Origin of the sequence: Nibrella viscosa (assembly GCF_039541875.1) — a bacterium.
Classification (GTDB): domain Bacteria; phylum Bacteroidota; class Bacteroidia; order Cytophagales; family Spirosomataceae; genus Nibrella; species Nibrella viscosa.
Window position 1 is genome coordinate 488593 of record NZ_BAABHB010000002.1, and the last position, 18145, is coordinate 506737.

10 protein-coding genes are annotated in these 18145 nt (G+C 54.7%); 3 read left to right on the forward strand and 7 right to left on the reverse strand.

Annotated elements, in window-relative coordinates; translation table 11 throughout:
• Positions 1-24 precede the first annotated feature (24 nt).
• The 5 genes from ABD931_RS06625 to ABD931_RS06645 form a co-directional block, all read right to left on the reverse strand.
• Positions 25-606, reverse strand: a complete 582-nt coding sequence (locus ABD931_RS06625) for an acyltransferase (protein ID WP_345265210.1) — start codon at positions 604-606, stop codon at positions 25-27.
• Positions 607-612: 6 nt separating this feature from the next.
• The gene (locus tag ABD931_RS06630) at positions 613-1755 is read right to left on the reverse strand and encodes a DegT/DnrJ/EryC1/StrS family aminotransferase (RefSeq protein ID WP_345265212.1); all 1143 of its coding nucleotides are present in this window, start codon (positions 1753-1755) and stop codon (positions 613-615) included.
• A 12-nt stretch (positions 1756-1767) separates the two neighbouring features.
• A complete protein-coding gene (locus ABD931_RS06635; RefSeq protein WP_345265214.1) occupies positions 1768-3039 on the reverse strand; it encodes a nucleotide sugar dehydrogenase in 1272 nt (423 codons plus the stop codon).
• Positions 3040-3064: 25 nt separating this feature from the next.
• The gene (locus ABD931_RS06640) at positions 3065-5404 is read right to left on the reverse strand and encodes a GumC family protein (RefSeq protein WP_345265216.1); all 2340 of its coding nucleotides are present in this window, start codon (positions 5402-5404) and stop codon (positions 3065-3067) included.
• A gap of 250 nt (positions 5405-5654) precedes the next feature.
• Positions 5655-6443, reverse strand: coding sequence for a polysaccharide biosynthesis/export family protein (locus tag ABD931_RS06645; RefSeq protein WP_345265218.1), 789 nt, complete (start codon positions 6441-6443; stop codon positions 5655-5657).
• Between the two features lie 256 nt (positions 6444-6699).
• Between ABD931_RS06645 and ABD931_RS06650 the strand changes: the two genes are divergently transcribed.
• The 3 genes from ABD931_RS06650 to ABD931_RS06660 all read left to right on the forward strand — a co-directional run bounded on the left by ABD931_RS06650 (position 6700) and on the right by ABD931_RS06660 (position 11399).
• Positions 6700-8391 carry an AMP-binding protein gene (locus ABD931_RS06650; protein WP_345265220.1) on the forward strand — a complete coding sequence of 564 codons (1692 nt, stop codon included), beginning with the start codon at positions 6700-6702 and terminating at the stop codon, positions 8389-8391.
• Between the two features lie 168 nt (positions 8392-8559).
• Entirely contained in the window at positions 8560-10017 is a 1458-nt protein-coding gene (locus tag ABD931_RS06655) for an NAD(P)/FAD-dependent oxidoreductase (protein ID WP_345265222.1), read from the forward strand.
• 77 nt (positions 10018-10094) lie between these two features.
• Positions 10095-11399: an aminotransferase class V-fold PLP-dependent enzyme gene (locus ABD931_RS06660; protein WP_345265225.1), complete on the forward strand. Its 1305-nt coding sequence runs from the start codon at positions 10095-10097 to the stop codon at positions 11397-11399.
• 19 nt (positions 11400-11418) lie between these two features.
• Here the strand turns inward: ABD931_RS06660 and ABD931_RS06665 are convergent, their stop codons facing one another.
• Both ABD931_RS06665 and ABD931_RS06670 read right to left on the reverse strand, forming a co-directional pair.
• Positions 11419-14760, reverse strand: a complete 3342-nt coding sequence (locus ABD931_RS06665) for a VCBS repeat-containing protein (protein WP_345265227.1) — start codon at positions 14758-14760, stop codon at positions 11419-11421.
• Complete coding sequence (locus tag ABD931_RS06670) at positions 14757-18143, reverse strand: CRTAC1 family protein (RefSeq protein ID WP_345265229.1); 3387 nt, start codon at positions 18141-18143, stop codon at positions 14757-14759. Before ABD931_RS06670 ends, ABD931_RS06665 begins: the two co-directional genes overlap by 4 nt.
• Positions 18144-18145 lie beyond the last annotated feature (2 nt).

Sequence of the window (18145 nt, forward strand, 5' to 3'; positions counted from 1 at the left end):
TTTCCCGTTTATGGATGTAGATAATTACTGAATTCGTTCAGGCCCCTGCTCGGTTAACCGATACACCTGGCCGCTCTCCGGGCAGATAGCCTGCTGGTCATCACCAAACCGGAGCCGGTGGCCGTATTCGCTGACCCACCCGGTTTGCCGCGCCGGATTACCGACCACCAGGGCATATGCCGGTACAGGTCGGGTGACAACCGCTCCGGCCCCAATCAGAGCGTAGGGGCCTATGTCGTTGCCGCAGACAATGGTGGCGTTGGCCCCGATAGAAGCGCCTTTGCCAACATGCGTTCGCTGGTACTGATTCCGGCGGTTGACGGCGCTCCGGGGGTTAATCACGTTGGTAAACACCATCGATGGCCCCAGAAACACGTCATCGTCGCAGGTGACGCCGGTATAGATAGAAACGTTATTCTGAACCTTGACGTTTCGCCCCAGGATTACCTCCGGCGATACCACCACGTTCTGCCCGATGTTGCAGTCTTCTCCGACGACACAGCCCGGCATAATATGCGAAAAATGCCAGATGCGGGTTCCCCGCCCGATAGTGCAGCCTTCGTCGATTACGGCCGTGGGGTGAATATGTACGGTTTCGCTGCTCATGTATGCTTACTGCTGTCTGGCCATATAGTCGGCAATAACCGAGCCGATATAGTCCTGTTCCCGCTGTGTCAGTTCTGTATGCATGGGCAACGAAAGCACCTGCCGGCTCAACATTTCGGCTACCGGAAAACTGCCGTCCGGGTACTGCCGGCGGGCATACGCCGGTTGCTGGTGCATGGCCATCGGGTAATACACCATCGACGGAATATTGTGTTCGTGCAGGTAGGCCTGTAAGCCGTCGCGTTTGTGATCGGCTACCCGGATGGTGTACTGGTGAAACACATGGGTGGAGTAGCCGGCCCGGCCGGGAATCCGGATACCGGGAATGGCACCCAGGATCTCGTCGTACCGCGAGGCTGCCAGTTGCCGGTGCTGATTGAACTCCTCCAGATGCCGGAGCTTAACCGTCAGCACGGCGGCCTGCAGGGTGTCCAGCCGGGAATTCACGCCAACCAGCTCATGCCGGTATTTGACCCGCTGCCCGTGGTTGGCTATCATCTGTAACCGGTCGGCCAGCTCCGGGTGGTTGGTGCAGAGCGCTCCGCCGTCGCCGTAGCAACCCAGGTTCTTCGATGGGAAAAACGACAGGCAGCCGACATGACCCAAAGTGCCGGCCATCTGATGGTTGTACCGGGCTCCGGTATACCGGCTGCCGATAGCCTGGGCAATATCTTCAATCACGTACAGGTTGTGGGCGTTGGCCAGATGGAGCAGCGGCTCCATCTCGGCGCACTGCCCAAACAGGTGTACCGGCACTATGGCTTTGGTGCGGTTGGAGAGGGCTTTTTCGGCCGTCCCGGCCGTCAGGGTAAAGGTGTCAGGGTCTACGTCGGCCCAGACAGGTGTCAGGCCCAGCAGCGTTAACACTTCGGCGGTGGCCACGTAGTTAAACGCCGGCACAATCACCTCATCGCCGGGCTGCAGGTCAAGCGCCATAAACGCCAGTTGCAGGGCGTCGGTGCCGTTGCCGCAGGTAATGACCTGCTCTGCCTGCAGGTAGGTGGCCAGATCGCGCTGAAACTGCCGGACGTATGCGCCGTTGATAAAGTCCGTCTGGTCGAGGCACTGCTGAATAGCCGCGTCAATATCTGCTTTGAGCCGCTGATACTGCCCGTGTAAATCGACCATCCGGATAGAGGCTATGTTCATGGTGCCATCGGTTTAGAGACGTGCATCGACCAGGTGCCGCTCCCGGTCTAGAAACGACTTGGTGTCGAAAATAACAGCCCGGCCGTTGCGGTAATGCGATACCTCCAGCGTACGGAACTGCTGGTGCGATACCGCCAGAATAATGACCTCGTACAAGCCCGTGGGTTCCGGTACAAGCTGAATATCGTACTCCTCGGCTACTTCGGCGGGGTCGGCCCAGGGGTCATACACATCTACGCTGATGCCAAACTGCACCAGCTCCCGGTAAATATCCACCACGCGGGTGTTTCGGATGTCCGGGCAGTTTTCCTTAAACGTAATCCCCAGCAACAGTGCCCTGGCCCCCTTAACCGGCATCTCTTTACCGACCATAAGCTTCACTACCTTGTTGGCGACAAACATACCCATATTTTCGTTGATGTACCGGCCCGATAGCAGCACCTGGGGGTTATAGCCCAGCGTCCGGGCTTTGTGCATCAGGTAGTAGGGATCTACACCGATGCAGTGCCCGCCGACGAGGCCCGGCTTGAACGGCAGAAAATTCCATTTGGTACTGGCCGCTTCCAGCACATCGGTGGTATCAATACCCATAATGTCGAACATAATAGCCAGTTCGTTGACGAACGAAATATTTACGTCGCGCTGGGCATTTTCAATGGCCTTGCTGGCTTCGGCTACCTTGATGCTCGGTGCCAGATGGATACCGGCCTCAATGATGCTGCCGTATAGCGCTTTCAGGGTTTGTCCTACCTCCGGTGTACTGCCGCTGACTACCTTTTTTATTTTGGTCAGCGTCTGGACCTTATCGCCCGGATTGATCCGTTCGGGAGAGTAGCCGCCATAAAAATCCACGTTGAAGCGCAGGCCGCTCACCTGCTCCAGAACCGGTACGCAGTCTTCTTCGGTACAACCGGGGTATACGGTGGATTCGTAGACGACAATATCGCCTTTTTTCAACACACTGCCCACTGTTTCACTGGCTTTGAGAAGCGGCACCAGGTTGGGCCGCTTGTGCTCATCAACCGGTGTTGGTACGGTAATGATGAATACTGTACACCGGCGGAGGTCCTCCGGATCGGTGCTGAATGTCAGTCCGCGGGCGCTTTGCAGCGCTTCGGTGGTTGTTTCGCCCGTTCGGTCGATGCCGTTGGTTAATTCTGCTATTCGCCTTGCATTTATATCGAAACCAATTACCGGATAGGTCCGGCCGAACTCCACTGCCAGCGGAAGCCCTACATAGCCTAATCCGAGTATCCCGATCACTGTATCAGTTGCGTCGTACATATGGTTGCATAAAATGGCAGAATAGTTAATTTAGTCGTTTTCGGGAAGGTACCAGGAACGTCCGCAGGCGATGCATCATACTGCCGTTGTTCTTCGCCAATGGTTCATAATAGCCGTAACCATACATACTTTCCTGCTCTACGGAGTTCAGCACCAGGCTCAATTTCCGCAGGCGTTGTTCCCGATATAAGGTTTCGATGTTCCGCAGCGCCTGCTTGGGCGTGACGTTGTACCGGATCATATACAGGGTAGCATCTGTGTGCTCACCGATAATCTGGGCGTCGGTGACCAGACCAACGGGGGGGGCATCGACCAGCACAAAATCAAAGAGTTCGCGGAGTTTCAGAAACAGTTCCTCCAGGCGCGGGCTGGTCAGCAACTCCGTCGGGTTAGGGGGAATAGGCCCACACGGAATCAGCCAGTAGTTGTTGTACCCCGGAATCGGCACCAGAATATCGTCGAGTTCCGCCTGTCCGACCAGGTAATTGCTCAGACCGGTCTGTACCGGCAGGCCAAGTTTGGTGTGCAGCGTTGGCCGGCGCAAATCCATCTCCAGTATCACCGTCGGCCGTTTAATAAGTGCCAGACTCGCCCCCAGGTTGACGGCCACGAAAGACTTACCCTCTCCGCTGATGCTGGAGGTAATCAGCAGCACCATGTTGTTGCTGCCCGACCGCAGAAACTGGAGGTTCGTCCGCAAGGCCCGGATTTGCTCGCTCACGGCTGTGCGGTCGTTGCCCGCCACCACAATGGGGTTTTTGTGCCTGACATTCGCGATCTCGCCGATAACGGGTGCGTTGGTTGCGTCGTCGATGTCGGTTCGTTCCGCCACCCGCTTGTTGAGTAAATCGCGCAGGGTAATGCCCACGATCGGGAGAATCAGGCCGGCGCAGGCAAACAGCAGCATAATCAGTGGCTTGACCGGCTTAACGGGTTTGGAGCCGCTGCGGGCTTTGTCGATGGTCCGGCTGTCGGCTACGGTTGCAGCATACGACAGGGCGGTTTCTTCCCGTTTCTGGAGCAGATACGTATACAGGTGATTTTTGATCGACTGCTGGCGGGTAATGTCCATCAGCGCCCGTTCCTTTCTCGGCACGCTCCGGATCATCGACTCAAACCGGCCGTTGGTAGCCATCAACTGCTGGCGGGTTCCGTTCAAAATTTTCTTCAGGTTCTGAATGGTCTCGTAAATATTGGTCTTGGTGGCGGTGAGCTGATCTTCGAGCGCCCGCAGGAGAGGGTTTCCCTCGGAGGTGGTCCGGGCCATCGCATCGCGTTGCAGTTCCAGTTCCGTCAGCTTGCCGATCAGCCCCACCAGAACCGGATCACTAAGGCCCAGCGTTGCCGGGATATTGCCTTTGGCAGCCCCGCTGTTGAGCACGTACCGCTCAATATCGGCCAGCGCCCCCAACTGAATGTTGGTCTGGGAAAGCTGCGCATCATTTTGCTCTACCTTGCTGAGCAGTACCTGCGCTTCGGCGCTCATGTCGGTAATGCCTTCCGCCGATTTATACGACTCTATGTCTTTTTCTACGGTCGACAGTTCACCGGAAACCAGCTTAAGCCGGGCTTCGATAAACTGGAGGGTATTGGCCACAATCCGGTTTTTGTCTTCAACGGCAGCCGCATTGTAGGAATCGATCAGGTGATTCAGAATATCGGTGCCTTTTTTGGGTACGGCATCTTCCAGGCTCAGCAGCAGCACGGTAGAGGCTTTGCTGCTGGGTTCAACACCAAGTCGTTTTATGTAATCCTGAACGGTTTCGGCCAAGGGGTCAATTTTGATAATGACCGCCTGTGTGGTATCCGAAAACGGCCGGGTGGCCACAAACTTCAGCCGGCCATAGGGCGTGCTGACCAACTGGTTCAGCGGGTACGTTTTGTTGTCCAGACGCAGGGTGGAGGCACTGACAAACTCAACCGGAATGGCCTTCTCATATGCCGGCGGCAGCGGATCTTCCAGTTCCAGCCGAATGGGCGAGCCGTCGTAAATCTCTTGGTTTTTGAAGCTTCCTTTGCGGAAATAGCGCACATTCAGGCCAAGCTGCGTAACTACTTTTTCCATCAGCGTGTAGGAGCGGAGGATCTCCACCTCATTTTCGATCACCCGCTTCGGGGTGAAGAAATCCAGTTCTTTCAGGACGTTTTCTTCCGAGATACCCTTGTTTTCATCCTTGATTAGCAGGCTCGACTGAACTTTGTACAGGGGTGTGGCATACAGCAGGTACACATACCCGGCGAGGAGGGCGATCAGCAACGAAAAGACGAACCACCGCCAATACTTCAGGTAATGATGCAGGGTCACCTGAAAGTCAGATTTGATGGGCTCCTGGTTCGGATAGGTGTAAGGAATATGATTACTCATTCCGCTGGTTCTTACAGATGGTTACTGCTAACATATACACAGAACTGGGCTGCTTCCGGGCAAATCCCGGCCGCGCAAATACCTTATATACAGGCCGGCTCACGTTCTGATGCGTTCTGGTCTATACGTACGGGCGTTCTGTATGACGCCGGACAGGGCAGTTGTGTAAAATGGCGCAGCAATTTACAAAAATTGATAATCAACAGCTTTCTGACTTACTAACCGGACTCCTTCAGCAACAGACGGCCGTTTATCGCAGGGTGTACTGAACTACAATGGCGATAAACGATAAAGCACTCAGGGCCGCCGGAACAAGCTGATACAGCCGGTCGGCGGTGGCTACGCGCCCCCGGCCGGGCTCGACATAGATCACATCATTGGGGTGAAGATAATAATACGGCGACTGAAACAAGTCTCTCCGGTTCATATTCACCCTGGCAAATTCCCGTTGCCCGTTGGTTTCCCGAATAATCAGCACGTTATCGCGTCGGCCGTAAATGGTAATATCACCGGCCAGGCTGAGGGCTTCGGGCAGCGTGATTTTCTCGTTGGGAACATTGAACAGCGAGGGACGCGTCACCTCACCCAGCACCGATATTTTGTAATTCAGGAACCGGATATTCACGGTGGGCTCCTTCAGGTAAAATTTTAATTTTTCGCGTATTATCTCCCGGGCTTCAATTGTGGTAAGACCGGCCAGCTTAAGCTTCCCCAGGAGAGGCAATTCAACCATCCCGTCATTGTCGACCAGGTAGCCGACCGAGGTGCTGATTTGCCCCGGCTGCGTTGGCGCTGCAACAATGCGCTCAGCGGGAGCGTAGGGGTTAAAGAAGTTCGTAGCTTCCGGATTCAGGCTGCTCACGTAAATAGACAGGATATCCGTCGCCTGAATAGTGGGGATGTACCGGTTGGTAATAGCCAGCGTCTGGTTCTGATTACCGGTACTTTCTTCCTGAAAATAAGCTATTTCTTTCTGGGAGACGCAGGAGAAAAGACTGAAAGACAGGATAAAACCTGCCAACCAAAAGATAGTTTTCATGCCGGATAGTAACTGCCTTTGTCAGGCAAAACAGTGAGGATAAATGGTCTGGTGTTGAGAACAGGTAGTTGAATTTTGCGTAACAATATTAGGGATAATCCCTAAACAGATCTGTGCTCCATACTAACATTAACCGGAAAGTTATCCAGATTAGCAAATTATGTTTGTAATTTAGCGGGCTGTGCTGGGATTATTTCAAATTATTATAATAATTGTTTAACTTGGTTCTGTAGTAACGCCATCTTTTGACGCGCCTATGGAAGCTTTACATGCCCTACAGACTGATCTGGCTACGCAGGCCCATCATTTCTATCACTGGGAGCGGCAGCAGCCTAACAAAACCTACCTGCGCCAGCCGGTCGGCAGTCGGTTTATGGATTTTAGCTGGGGCGAGGTAGGCCGGCAGGCCCGCATTATGGCTACCTACCTGAACGCGCTGGGGCTGCCTCCCCACAGCAACATCGGGCTGGTGTCGAAGAACTGTGCGCACTGGATCATTGCCGATCTGGCCATTCTCCTCAGTGGCCATGTCTCGGTGCCATTTTACCCTACCCTCACGGCAGCGCAGCTTCGGCAGGTAATGGCGCATAGCGGTTGCCGGGTGCTGTTTGTGGGGAAACTGGACAACTGGCCCGCTATGAAGCCGGGGATGCCGGCCGGCGTTCACGGCATTGCGTTTCCGAACTATCTGCCGGCGTCTCCCTCGCCCGACCCGGATCTGACACCCTGGGAGACGATCCTGAACGGATACGAGCCGATGCGGGACAGTCCGCTCCGGAGTCCGGACGATATCTACACCATTGTGTATACCTCCGGGACAACGGGCAATCCTAAGGGCGTGATGCTGGACATGAAGGCGGTTGCCGCTTTTATGAAGGCCGTTGAGCCGGTAGGTCGTCTGGATGTAAACGACGCCCGGTATTTTTCATATCTGCCTCTTTGCCACATCGCTGAGCGAAATGTGGTGGAGGTGGGTAGTCTAATCACCGGTGGCACCGTTCACTTTGCCGAATCGCTCGAAACCTTTGCCGGAAATCTGGTTGCGGCCCGGCCCACCCATTTCCTGGCCGTGCCGCGCATCTGGACCAAGTTTCAACTGGGTATTCTGGCGAAACTGCCGCAGAAAAGGCTTGACCGGCTCCTGAGGATCCCGCTGGTGTCGGATTTGGTTAAGCGTAAGATACGGAAGAGCCTGGGGCTGAACGAGGCCGTATTTATTCTGACCGGCGCGGCCCCCATGCCTGTTTCGCTCATACAGTGGTTCCGGCGGCTGGGGATCGTCATTCAGGAGGCCTATGGCATGACCGAAAATCTGGGTGGTGTATCGCTGATGCCCGTCGACGATAGCCGGGACGGCACCGTTGGGAAGCTGTACGAGGGAATGGAAGTAAAAATTGACCCGGATACCGGCGAGGTGCTGACCCGTGCCGACTGGCTGATGCGGGGCTATTACCGCGAACCGGCGATGACGGCGGCTGTGCTTCGCAACGGCTGGCTGCATACCGGCGATATTGGCCAACTGGACGAAAACGGCTATCTGACCATAACCGGCCGGGTAGACGATATGTACAAAACGCCAAAAGGGGAGTACGTGGCCCCGTCGCAAATTGAGTTTGGCTTTGCCGACAATTCGTATGTGGAGCAGATCTGCGTAGCCGGTCAGCATCTGCCCCAGCCGGTGGCGCTGGTGGTACTGTCGGAGATGGGCCGGCACACCGACCGGATGCAGGTTACGCGGAGCCTGGAGTCAACCGTGAATGTTCTGAACCCCCACCTGCACACCTATGAGCGGGTGAAAAAAGTGGTGGTGGTAAAAGATCAGTGGACGGTGGAAAACAATATGATGACGCCAACGATGAAGATAAAGCGCAACATCGTTGAAAAGCAGTATGAGCCTCACCTGGAGCCCTGGTACAGCAGGGAAGAGACTATCGTTTGGGAGGAATGAAGCCGCTCAGGTTACGCCCGACTCTCGTCAACGGATACAGACCAGTCTGCTGCAGACTGGTTTTTTGTTTGCCGGAATGCTGCCGGTGTCGGCCTGACGACATCCGTCAGTCGGGGTTCTTCGTACCTATGTGTTGACAAACCGAAGCTTCTGCCTTACCTTCCGTCCATGCGTCATATTATTATCGTCGGCAACGGTATTGCCGGTATTACGGCCGCCCGGCACATCCGCAAACAGAGTGAAGATAAAATCACGGTTATCTCCTCAGAAACCGACCATTTTTTCTCCCGTACCGCCCTGATGTACATCTACATGGGGCATCTGGAATACCACCATACCAAACCCTACGAAGACGGCTTCTGGCCCAAAAACCGCATTGCATTGGTACGGGGTTACGTGGAGCAGATCGACTTTACCGCCAGAAAGCTTTTGCTGTCCGACCGTTTTGTGGAAGACTTCTCTGCCCAGACGCGGGGAGAAAAAAACTCGCAGACCAGCCGGTGGTTCCGCAAAGTAAGCCCCGGCGAACAACCCCAAACGGTGGCAACGCTGGAGAGCCGGGAATTATCGTACGATGTGCTGGTGCTGGCGGTCGGCTCCAGACCCAACTTTTTTGGCTGGCCGGGTCAGGGCTTACAAGGTGTACAGGGTTTGTACGGAATGCCCGATCTGGAGCGGATGGAGACATATACCAAAGGGATCACACAGGCGGTGATTGTAGGTGGGGGACTCATCGGCATCGAACTGTGCGAAATGCTGCTGTCGAGAGGTATTGGCGTGACATTTCTGGTGCGGGAAGAAAGCTTCTGGAGTTCGGTCCTGCCTGCCGAAGAATCGGCGGTGGCAACCCGGCATATCCGGGAGCATCACGTCGATCTGCGGCTGGATACTGAACTACAGGAATTGGTCGATGACGGCACCGGTCGCGTTGGCGCGGTGGTGACCACCGCCGGCGAGCGGATACCGGCGCAGTTTGTGGGCATCACCGTGGGCGTGAGTCCCAACGTTGATTTTCTGCGAGAAACGGCGCTTGACATAGACCGGGGCATTCTGGTGAACGAGTACCTGGAGACCAACCTGCCGGATGTCTACGCCATCGGCGATTGTGTGCAGCACCGTACCCCACCGCCGGGCCGCAAGCCGATTGAGCAGATCTGGTACACCGGCCGCATCATGGGCGAGACCCTGGCGCAGACGCTGCTGGGCAACCGAACACCGTACCAACCGGGGGTATTTTTCAATTCGGCCAAATTCTTCGATATTGAGTACCAGACCTACGGTGATGTACCGGTTCAGTTGCCGGACGACGGCAGCCGGCAGACGTTTTACTGGGAGCATGCCGACGGACGGCAGTGCCTGCGCATCAACTACCGCACAGATAACGGAGCCGTTACCGGGGTTAATGCGCTGGGTATCCGGCAGCGGCAGGAGGTCTGGGAGCAATGGATTACCGGGGAGCGCGACATCCGGTACGTATTGGAACACCTGCCGCAGGCGAACTTTGATCCGGAGCTGTACCGGCAGCACGAACCGGCCATTATCGCGAAGTATAACGCGGAGCATCCGGATCGGGCTGTGCGTGTCAGGGCCAAAAAAGGACTTTTTGGGTGGCTTGGAGGGCGGTAGTAGTGGGTTGAATTCAAAATCTGCGTACATTTAGGAACACTGGCCTAACCTTGTTCACCCTAACTGTACCTGAGTTCATGTCGTCCCGTCGATCTTTTTTCCGGCAACTGGGGGCAGCGGCCACCGGCTCGCTGGCCTTACCTGCTTTTTTCACCGACGCCGAAGCGCAAACGTTTCAACACTACCAATCCTACGCGGCTGGTGTCTCTCCGCAGGCACTGGCGCAGGACGAAGACTTCTGGTGGCGGGTCAAGCAGGATTTTACCGTATCGCCCAACCTGCTGAACCTGAACAATGGCGGAGTAAGCCCCCAGCCGAAGGTGGTGCAGGACGCCCACATCCGCTTCTACCAGTATTCCAATGAAGCGCCTTCCTATTATATGTGGCGGATTCTGGACCAGGGCCGCGAAGCCCTGCGCGGCAAACTGGCCGATCTGGCGGGCTGCTCGCCCGACGAACTAGCCATCAACCGCAACGCTACCGAAGGGCTGAACACCATCATTTTTGGCCTGAACCTGAAAGCGGGCGATGAGGTAATCCTGACCAAACAGGACTACCCCAACATGATTAATGCCTGGAAACAGCGCGAGAAGCGCGACGGTATCAAGCTCGTCTGGCTGAACCTGGATCTGCCTTCCGAGAGCGACGATTACCTGGTCAGTCAGTTTGTCAAAGCCTTTACACCCCGTACCAAAGTGGTGCATATTACTCACATCATCAACTGGGTAGGGCAGATTCTGCCGGCGCGGAAAATAGCCGATGCCGCCCGGCAGCGGGGCATCGAGACCATCTGCGACGGGGCTCACTCCTTTGCGCACCTGGATTACAAAATACCGGATTTAGGGGTTGATTACTACGCCACTAGTTTGCACAAATGGCTTTGTGCGCCCTTCGGCAGCGGCATGATGTATATCCGGCGCGACAAGATTAAAAACGTGTGGGCGCTACTCTCCAATACGGAACCCGACGGCACCGACATCCGCAAATTTGAATCGCTGGGTACCCGCTCGTTTGCGTCGGAGATGGCCATCGGTACGGCGGTCGACTATCACAACGCCATCGGCTCGGCTAGGAAACAGGCCCGCCTGCAGTACCTCAAAAATTATTGGGCTGAGAAGGTGCAGGGCATTCCCGGCGTCCGCATCCATACCTCGCTCAAACCCGACTACGCCTGTGCCCTCGCCTTCTTCTCTATCGACGGTATGAAGCCCGGCGAAGTAGAAGGCCCGCTGCTGAATACGTTTAAAATCCACACGTCGCCTATCCAGTGGGAGAGCTTCAGCGGCCTGCGCGTCACTCCGCACATCTACACGTCGCCCAAAGACCTTGACCGGCTGGTAACGGCCATCGGCGATATCGCCAGTAAGCGAAAGAAGAGCTGACGGTACTAAAATTGAATGTTTAAAGGGTGGCTTTTTTTATAACCAGCAGTCGTTCATTGTTTCGCGCAACCAGGATGGCTTCGTTGCCGTTGATGCGGATCGGTACCAGGTGTTTTACCTCCCCTTTAATAGCTAATCCGCTCAACGCAACCGGTGCAAAGCGGCAGTTCCCCTGGTTGATGAGTACGATGCCATAATCGGCATCGTACCGCCCCATCTGGATATTGCATCCGTAAAAATTACCACTGAGCAGCACGTCGGGCAGTTGGTCGCCGTTGGCGTCGATCAACTGCGCAGCGTAATAGGGCGACCATTGAGCCGTGTAGGGGAGCGGTTGCGGAGTAAATTCACCCCTTCCGTTATTGACCAGCACCAGATTGTCGAAGGTGTTCGTTTCCAGGATACGGGCGTCCTCCAGTTTTCTTTTCCCGATCAGGTCCACCAGGCTGGCTTTGGCAAAGTCTTTGGCATAGATGAATTTTTTCTTGATAAAGGGAAACTGCTTTTCGGTTTCGGCCTTGTTCGAAAAAAGGATTTCTTCGCCGTTCAGATAGTAAGTTACCAACTGATCGACTTTCTGGTTATCATCAAAATCGCCGACGTACAGCCGTACGGGCTGGTCGGGGGTGGCTTTCAGCCGGCTGTTGAGGCCGAGGTTGCCAACCAGGATGTCCAGATCGCCGTCCTGGTCAAAATCGGCGGGTAGGGTAAAGTTCCACCAGCCTTTGGCAGTGGTAAGTATCTTTTTGGAGAAATGCCCACCCTGATTTTCCAGCAGGCAGACGCTGTCCCATTCGAGGCTCAGCAGCAGATCCGGGTCTTTGTCCCTGTCCAGATCCACCCAACTGGCATTTTTTACCAGACCAATCGTAGCTAATTCCGGCGAAACAGATTCGGTGATGTCGGTAAACCGACCGTTCCCTTCGTTGCGGAGCAGATACGAGCGCGGAGCCTTGCCGTAGGCAGCGGGTACCGTACGCCCGCCAAAAAATAATTCGGGTTGCCCGTCGCCCGTGATATCCATTGCCCGTACACAGGAAGCCGTCAGGTAGATACCGGGAAAGGCATCGGGCCGGCGCATCAGGTGGCCCCGGCCGTCGTTCAGGTACAGGCGGGGTTGGGTATAGGCCGAAGTACCCGAATACTCATTGCCGCCACTGGCAACAACCAGGTCCGGAAATGTATCCTGATTGACATCGACAAAAATGGCATCGGTATCTTCGTAAACGCTGTCCTGTTCCAGGGAGGGCTGAGGGAGCCGGCTAAACGTGCCGTTGGCCTGCTGGATGAAAACCGCGCTTGTTGCATCCCGTGAGGAGCCGGCAAAGACATCGTCGCGACCGTCTGCGTTGATATCCGCTACCGCAATGGGCGGGCCTTCGGCCGACATCAGATGCGGAATTAACGCGTCACGGTCAAACTCATTGTAATTATTTTCAATGTGCCGGTAATCGAGTTTTACCTGGGGGGTAATGTCGCTAAAGACAATACCCTTCGCCCGCTTTTTCCGAAAGTGGTCATAATCAAAACGGGGTAAGTCTGGCTGGTATGTTAGAGTAAGCGTATGGCCGGTTGCGGGCAGCGCGATTCGCTGGTAGCGCCTGTCGGGCCAAATCAGCAGTACAGAGTCAATCGCTGCCTTAGTGCCCAATCCTATAGTCAGCGGTACTTCCATGCTGGACTGAAAGCCCCGGACCGGATACTTTTCTGCCGATATAACATCGCCCTTACGAAACACCAGGCATTGGGCACCAACGGCATTCCGGTTGCCGGCCGGACCGGTAAGGTGCAGAGTCAGCGATGCGTGTTGCGGGGTATTGGTGTTAGCCAGGTTTTCGTACACAAACGCCTTGTCGTTGATGTTGCTGGTGACAATGTCGAGATCACCGTCGTTGTCGAGGTCCGCGTAAACAGCTCCGTTGGAGTAAGCAGGTTTGTTATTCTCAATCTGTTCCTGAAGGGCTTGAAAACGCAGATCGGGCTGGTTGCGGAAAAACGCGTTCGGCAGTTTTATCTCCGGTAGTTTGTCAATAAGCAACTGGTCATTCTCATCCATCTCCCGGCGCTCCAGCCGCTGCTGAATGTCTTCGCTGGAGACAAACTGAATGTAATCAATGTCGTTCATCCGTTTCGGAATGCCGTTGGAGATGAATAGGTCTTTGCGCCCGTCATTGTCGAAATCCATAAACAGGGGTGACCAAGACCAGTCTGTAGCGTGTACGCCGGCGTACATCCCGATTTCGGAGAACGTATTGTTGCCGTTGTTGAATTGCAGGTTGTTGCGGGCAAACTGGTAATTATAGCCCTGCCGGATTTTGTACCGGAAAATATTGTAAGAGTCTTCGCCTTCCGAGCGTTTCAGAATATCCCGGTCGGCGGGAAGCATGTCCAGCGAGATGATTTCCGGAAATACATCATTGTTCAGGTCTCCTATGTCAATTCCCATAGAGAACTGGCTGGTATGCATCATCTCATTTTCCAGGTCTTCGCGAAAGGTGCCGTTGCGCTGGTTAATATACAGGTAGTCGTTTTCGTGAAAATCATTGCCGATATACAGGTCGGGATACCCATCAAAATTAACATCGCCGATCCCGATGCCCAGGCCATAGCCCAGCACATCGCTGATGATACCGGCCTGACGGGTCACTTCCACAAATTTGCCCTTGTCGTTCCGGAAAAAGCGGTCGCCGGCGGTTGGGTGGGTTTGCCCCCGGAAAGCACTGCGGGAACCGAACGTTCCGTTCTGGTGAACCGAATGATTAAGCTGAAACATATCCAGATCACCGTCGGCATCATAGTCCAGAAAGGCGGCCTGGGTGCCTAGTCCGGTCAGATTCAGCCCGTATTCGGCCGATTTTTCGGCGTAGACCGGTATGCCCTCTTTGGTGATTTGCTGGCAGACAAACAGCAGGTTATGGCCTTTGAAGTCGGCAAAGCCGCCCACCTGACTGATGTAGAGGTCCAGCATACCATCCTGATTGATGTCGACCACGGAGACGCCGTTAGCCCAGCCCTTCGCGGTATTGATACCCGTTTGGGTTGTCACATCGTCAAAATGGATCGCTCCGGTAGCTGATCGGTTCAGGTACAGGCGGTTCGGCTGAAGGTTGGCCGTGAAACAAAGATCAATAAGTCCGTCGTTGTTGAAGTCGCCCGCCCCGATCCCGCTGCCATTATAGAAATACATGTAGGTGAAGATGTTGAGGTCTTTGGTCGGCTTCAGCTCATTTGAAAAAGCAAGACCGGTCTGGTCGGCTTCCAGCAAGCGGAATACCGGTGCGGCTGCCTCTTTTTTCTGGCAGGCAACCAGGAGAAGCGTCAGGAGGCCCAGGATCAGTTTGTCTATGGCGAGCGTATTCATGGAAGCCGGGAAGAAAGCTGACTGTTGGCTGGGCCGTCAGTGAGTTGGAATACTTTCGGCGCAGCGTTGTTGATCAGGGTGATGAGGTGTTTCCGGCCGTTTATGCGAATCAGGCTGATTTGTTTGGCTTCTTCGCCGACCAAATAACCACTTTGCCGGCTGGGCAGTACGCCAAAGCGGCCTTGTCCCCGGTTGAGGAGGACCAAACCCTGGCAGGCGTCCAACATGCCCAGTTGCGGTAGAAACTGAGTAAAGTTGCCGGCCATGATAATGTCTGGTCGGCCATCCCGATTCAGGTCCTCCCAGGCACTGGCGTTTACGCATGAGCGTTGTACGGCATCGGGCAACGCTGCCACGGCAAACTGACCTGTGCCGTTGTTGAGGGCCAGCGCCGACTTCAGATAGGTTACCTGTTTAATCCGGCAATTTCTGAGTACCTCGCCTGGAAACAGGTCCTGGAGCGACTTGGTGGCGTAATCGGCATGTTTCAGGATACGGGTTTTCAGAAACGGAAACTGTTCGGCCATTTCCCGCTTCAGAAAAACCGGCACGTCCCGGCCGTTCAGCGTTTTGGTCATTACCTTATCCAGCGTTCCGTTCTGGTCGAAATCGTTGATCCAGAGCTTCAGCGGATTATCAGCAGTTGCTTTCAAACTGAAGTTTTCGCCGATATTGCCCAGAATCAGGTCCTGATCGCCGTCTGCGTCCACATCCGCTATGGTCAGGCTGCCCCAAAAGCCGCTGAAATCCTCTAAACCGGAGGTTTGCCGGACCAGTTTGCCCTGCCTGAAGGAAAGCACCTGTGGGCTCATCCAGTCGCCGGTCAGTACCAGTTCGTTTTGCTGGTCACCGTTGAGATCGGTCCAGGCGGCATCCCGGATCATTCCGATATCGAACAGTTCCGGGGCTATTTCCCGGGTAACATCGCTGAAATTGCCGGTACCGTCGTTCTGGTAGAGGTAGCTGGGCGGGGGAGCACCATATTGCCCTGGGTAGCTACGGCTGCCGACAAAAAGGTCCAGATCACCGTCTTTGTCATAATCATACGGCCGCACCACCGCCGTATTCATCGTATTGGGCGGAAGGGCCCGGCTGTTTAAGGTAAACTGCCCCTTGCCGTCGTTGACGTACAGCCGGTCCATCAGTTCGCGGGAGCCAGGCAAAAACTCGTTGCCCCCGCTGCCCACGTACAGGTCCAGATCGCCATCTCCGTCGGCGTCGAAAAACTCGGCGGCTGTATCTTCAAAAAGGCGGAGGGCCTCGAATATAGCCTGGGGCGATTGCCGGAATCCGGAGCCGGTCTGCAGGTATAATATTCCGGCCTGTCCTTTGGCTCCTCCGATATAGATATCATCTTTGCCGTCGCCGTTGACGTCACCAACAGCCGCTTTTGGTCCTTCCGACGAGAGTTTCATGGGGATGTTCCGCTCATTGAAGAAATCTTCGTAGGTGTTTTCCCGATGGGGGGCTAAACTGAAGGATACGGGCGAAAGCAAGGTTGGACGCTCATCGGCAGGTTTTGATCCGGTGCTTGCCTGGCCTTGTTCCACGGAAAACGTGTAGGTGGTATCTGCTTTGACCGACCGAAGTACTGTGACACGCTGATCGTACCAGTTGATTTTGACCGAATCAATCTGCCTGACCGGTCCCAGTCCAATGGTTTGCGGGTATTCGGTGCTGGATTGGAAGCCACGGGAGGGAGCCACATACCGGCTTATAATCTGACCTTTCGCAAACAGTTCTATGGTAGAGCCGATCGCGTAGGTATTCGGGCCGTTACCCCGGAGGTTTATTTTAATGAAGTGGTGCGGCTGCCTGCTTGTCTCCGCATGATTCTGGTAGACAAAGCACGGTTGATTGACGTTATTAACGACCAGATCGAGGTCACCGTCATTGTCCAGGTCGGCATAAGCGGCTCCGTTGGAAAAAGAAGGCTCTGAAAAGCCAGACGCAGCCCCTTTTTCGGCAAACCGCAGGTTACCGGTATTCAGAAAGAAGTTGTTCGGGATAGGGCGCGAAGGCATATGAGCCACAATCTCGTTGAATTGCTTCTTCTGCCCGGAGAGCGCCATGGTCTGGGCCAGATCGCTGGCAAAGAAATCGATAAAGTCCTGATCGATTACGTCGTGGTAGATGCCATTGCAGACGTAAATGTCGTTGTACCCATCGTTATTGGCGTCGAACATCAGGGCTCCCCAGCTCCAGTCGCTGGCGGCAACGCCGGCATAGTGGGCAATTTCGCTGAAGGTTCCGTTCTGGTTGTTCAGTTGCAGGCAGTTCTGCTGAAGCTGGTTATAAAACCCCCGGTCGCGTTTCAGTCTGGCCAGGTAAAATGATTCAAACGACGAGGTGGTTTTCAACCGGATTTCGTCGCGGGGCAGCATCTCGGTGGTGAAAATCTCCGCGTAGCCGTCGTTGTTGATATCGGTCATGTCGGCACCCATCGACGCAATGCTCAGATGCTTCATCCGCTGTTCGATCTCTTCGGTAAACGTGCCGTTTTTCTGATTGATATACAGGTAGTCTTTCTCAAAGAAATCGTTGGAGACGTAAATGTCCGGATAGCCGTCGCCGTTTACATCGCCGATAGTAACGCCCAGTCCGAAACCAATCAGGCTGCTGAAGATACCCGCTTCCCGGCTGACGTCGCGGAAGTGACCATTGTCATTGCGCAGGAGTTTATCACCTCCACCTTTCAGAAAGTCTTTTACGGGCCAGTCTTCGGCGCGTAAGGTCCGGTTATTGGCAAAATCGAGGGTATTAATCGGAATAAAACTATTGTTGAGGAGGTAACAGTCCAGGTCGCCGTCGAGGTCGTAATCAAAGAAAGCTGCGTGGGTGGTGTAGCCGTTTTCGTCGAGTCCATACTGCTTCGCCGATTCGGTGAACGTCAGATTGCCGTTGTTGATGTAGAGTTCGTTCGCCTGTCCGATACCTTTCTGGTAGCCGGCATTGCATACGTATATATCCAGCAGGTTATCATGGTTGATGTCGACCATGACCACGCCCGTGCCCCATTTGCCGTTGCCGCCCACGCCTGCCTTGTCGGTAATGTCCTCAAACTGCCAGTTGCCTTTGTTTAGATACAGCCTGTTTGTGCCCATGTTGGCCGTAAAATAGAGGTCCGGCAGGCCGTCATTATTGATGTCGCCGGTGGCCACTCCCCCGCCATTGTAGAAGTTCCGGTAGTTGAAGATGTTAAAGTCTTCCCGGTTTTTGATGGTGTTCCGGAACGTGACTCCGATGGCTTCATTATCCATCCGTTCAAACAGCGTATCCGTTGACCGGGCGGAGCAGGCCGGCAGCAGGTAACTAACCATCAGCAGGAGCAGATAACCAGTAGCTTCCCGGAAAAACGGATGCAGACAGATACTAAAAGGCATAA

What these genes read in the sequence shown, in the direction of transcription:
- ABD931_RS06670 (WP_345265229.1), bottom strand. Translation starts at nt 18,143, where the DNA reads ATGCCTTTTAGTATCTGTCTGCATCCGTTTTTCCGGGAAGCTACTGGT.
- ABD931_RS06645 (WP_345265218.1), bottom strand. Translation starts at nt 6,443, where the DNA reads ATGAAAACTATCTTTTGGTTGGCAGGTTTTATCCTGTCTTTCAGTCTT.
- ABD931_RS06640 (WP_345265216.1), bottom strand. Translation starts at nt 5,404, where the DNA reads ATGAGTAATCATATTCCTTACACCTATCCGAACCAGGAGCCCATCAAA.
- ABD931_RS06660 (WP_345265225.1), top strand. Translation starts at nt 10,095, where the DNA reads ATGTCGTCCCGTCGATCTTTTTTCCGGCAACTGGGGGCAGCGGCCACC.
- ABD931_RS06630 (WP_345265212.1), bottom strand. Translation starts at nt 1,755, where the DNA reads ATGAACATAGCCTCTATCCGGATGGTCGATTTACACGGGCAGTATCAG.
- ABD931_RS06625 (WP_345265210.1), bottom strand. Translation starts at nt 606, where the DNA reads ATGAGCAGCGAAACCGTACATATTCACCCCACGGCCGTAATCGACGAA.
- ABD931_RS06655 (WP_345265222.1), top strand. Translation starts at nt 8,560, where the DNA reads ATGCGTCATATTATTATCGTCGGCAACGGTATTGCCGGTATTACGGCC.
- ABD931_RS06665 (WP_345265227.1), bottom strand. Translation starts at nt 14,760, where the DNA reads ATGAATACGCTCGCCATAGACAAACTGATCCTGGGCCTCCTGACGCTT.
- ABD931_RS06635 (WP_345265214.1), bottom strand. Translation starts at nt 3,039, where the DNA reads ATGTACGACGCAACTGATACAGTGATCGGGATACTCGGATTAGGCTAT.
- ABD931_RS06650 (WP_345265220.1), top strand. Translation starts at nt 6,700, where the DNA reads ATGGAAGCTTTACATGCCCTACAGACTGATCTGGCTACGCAGGCCCAT.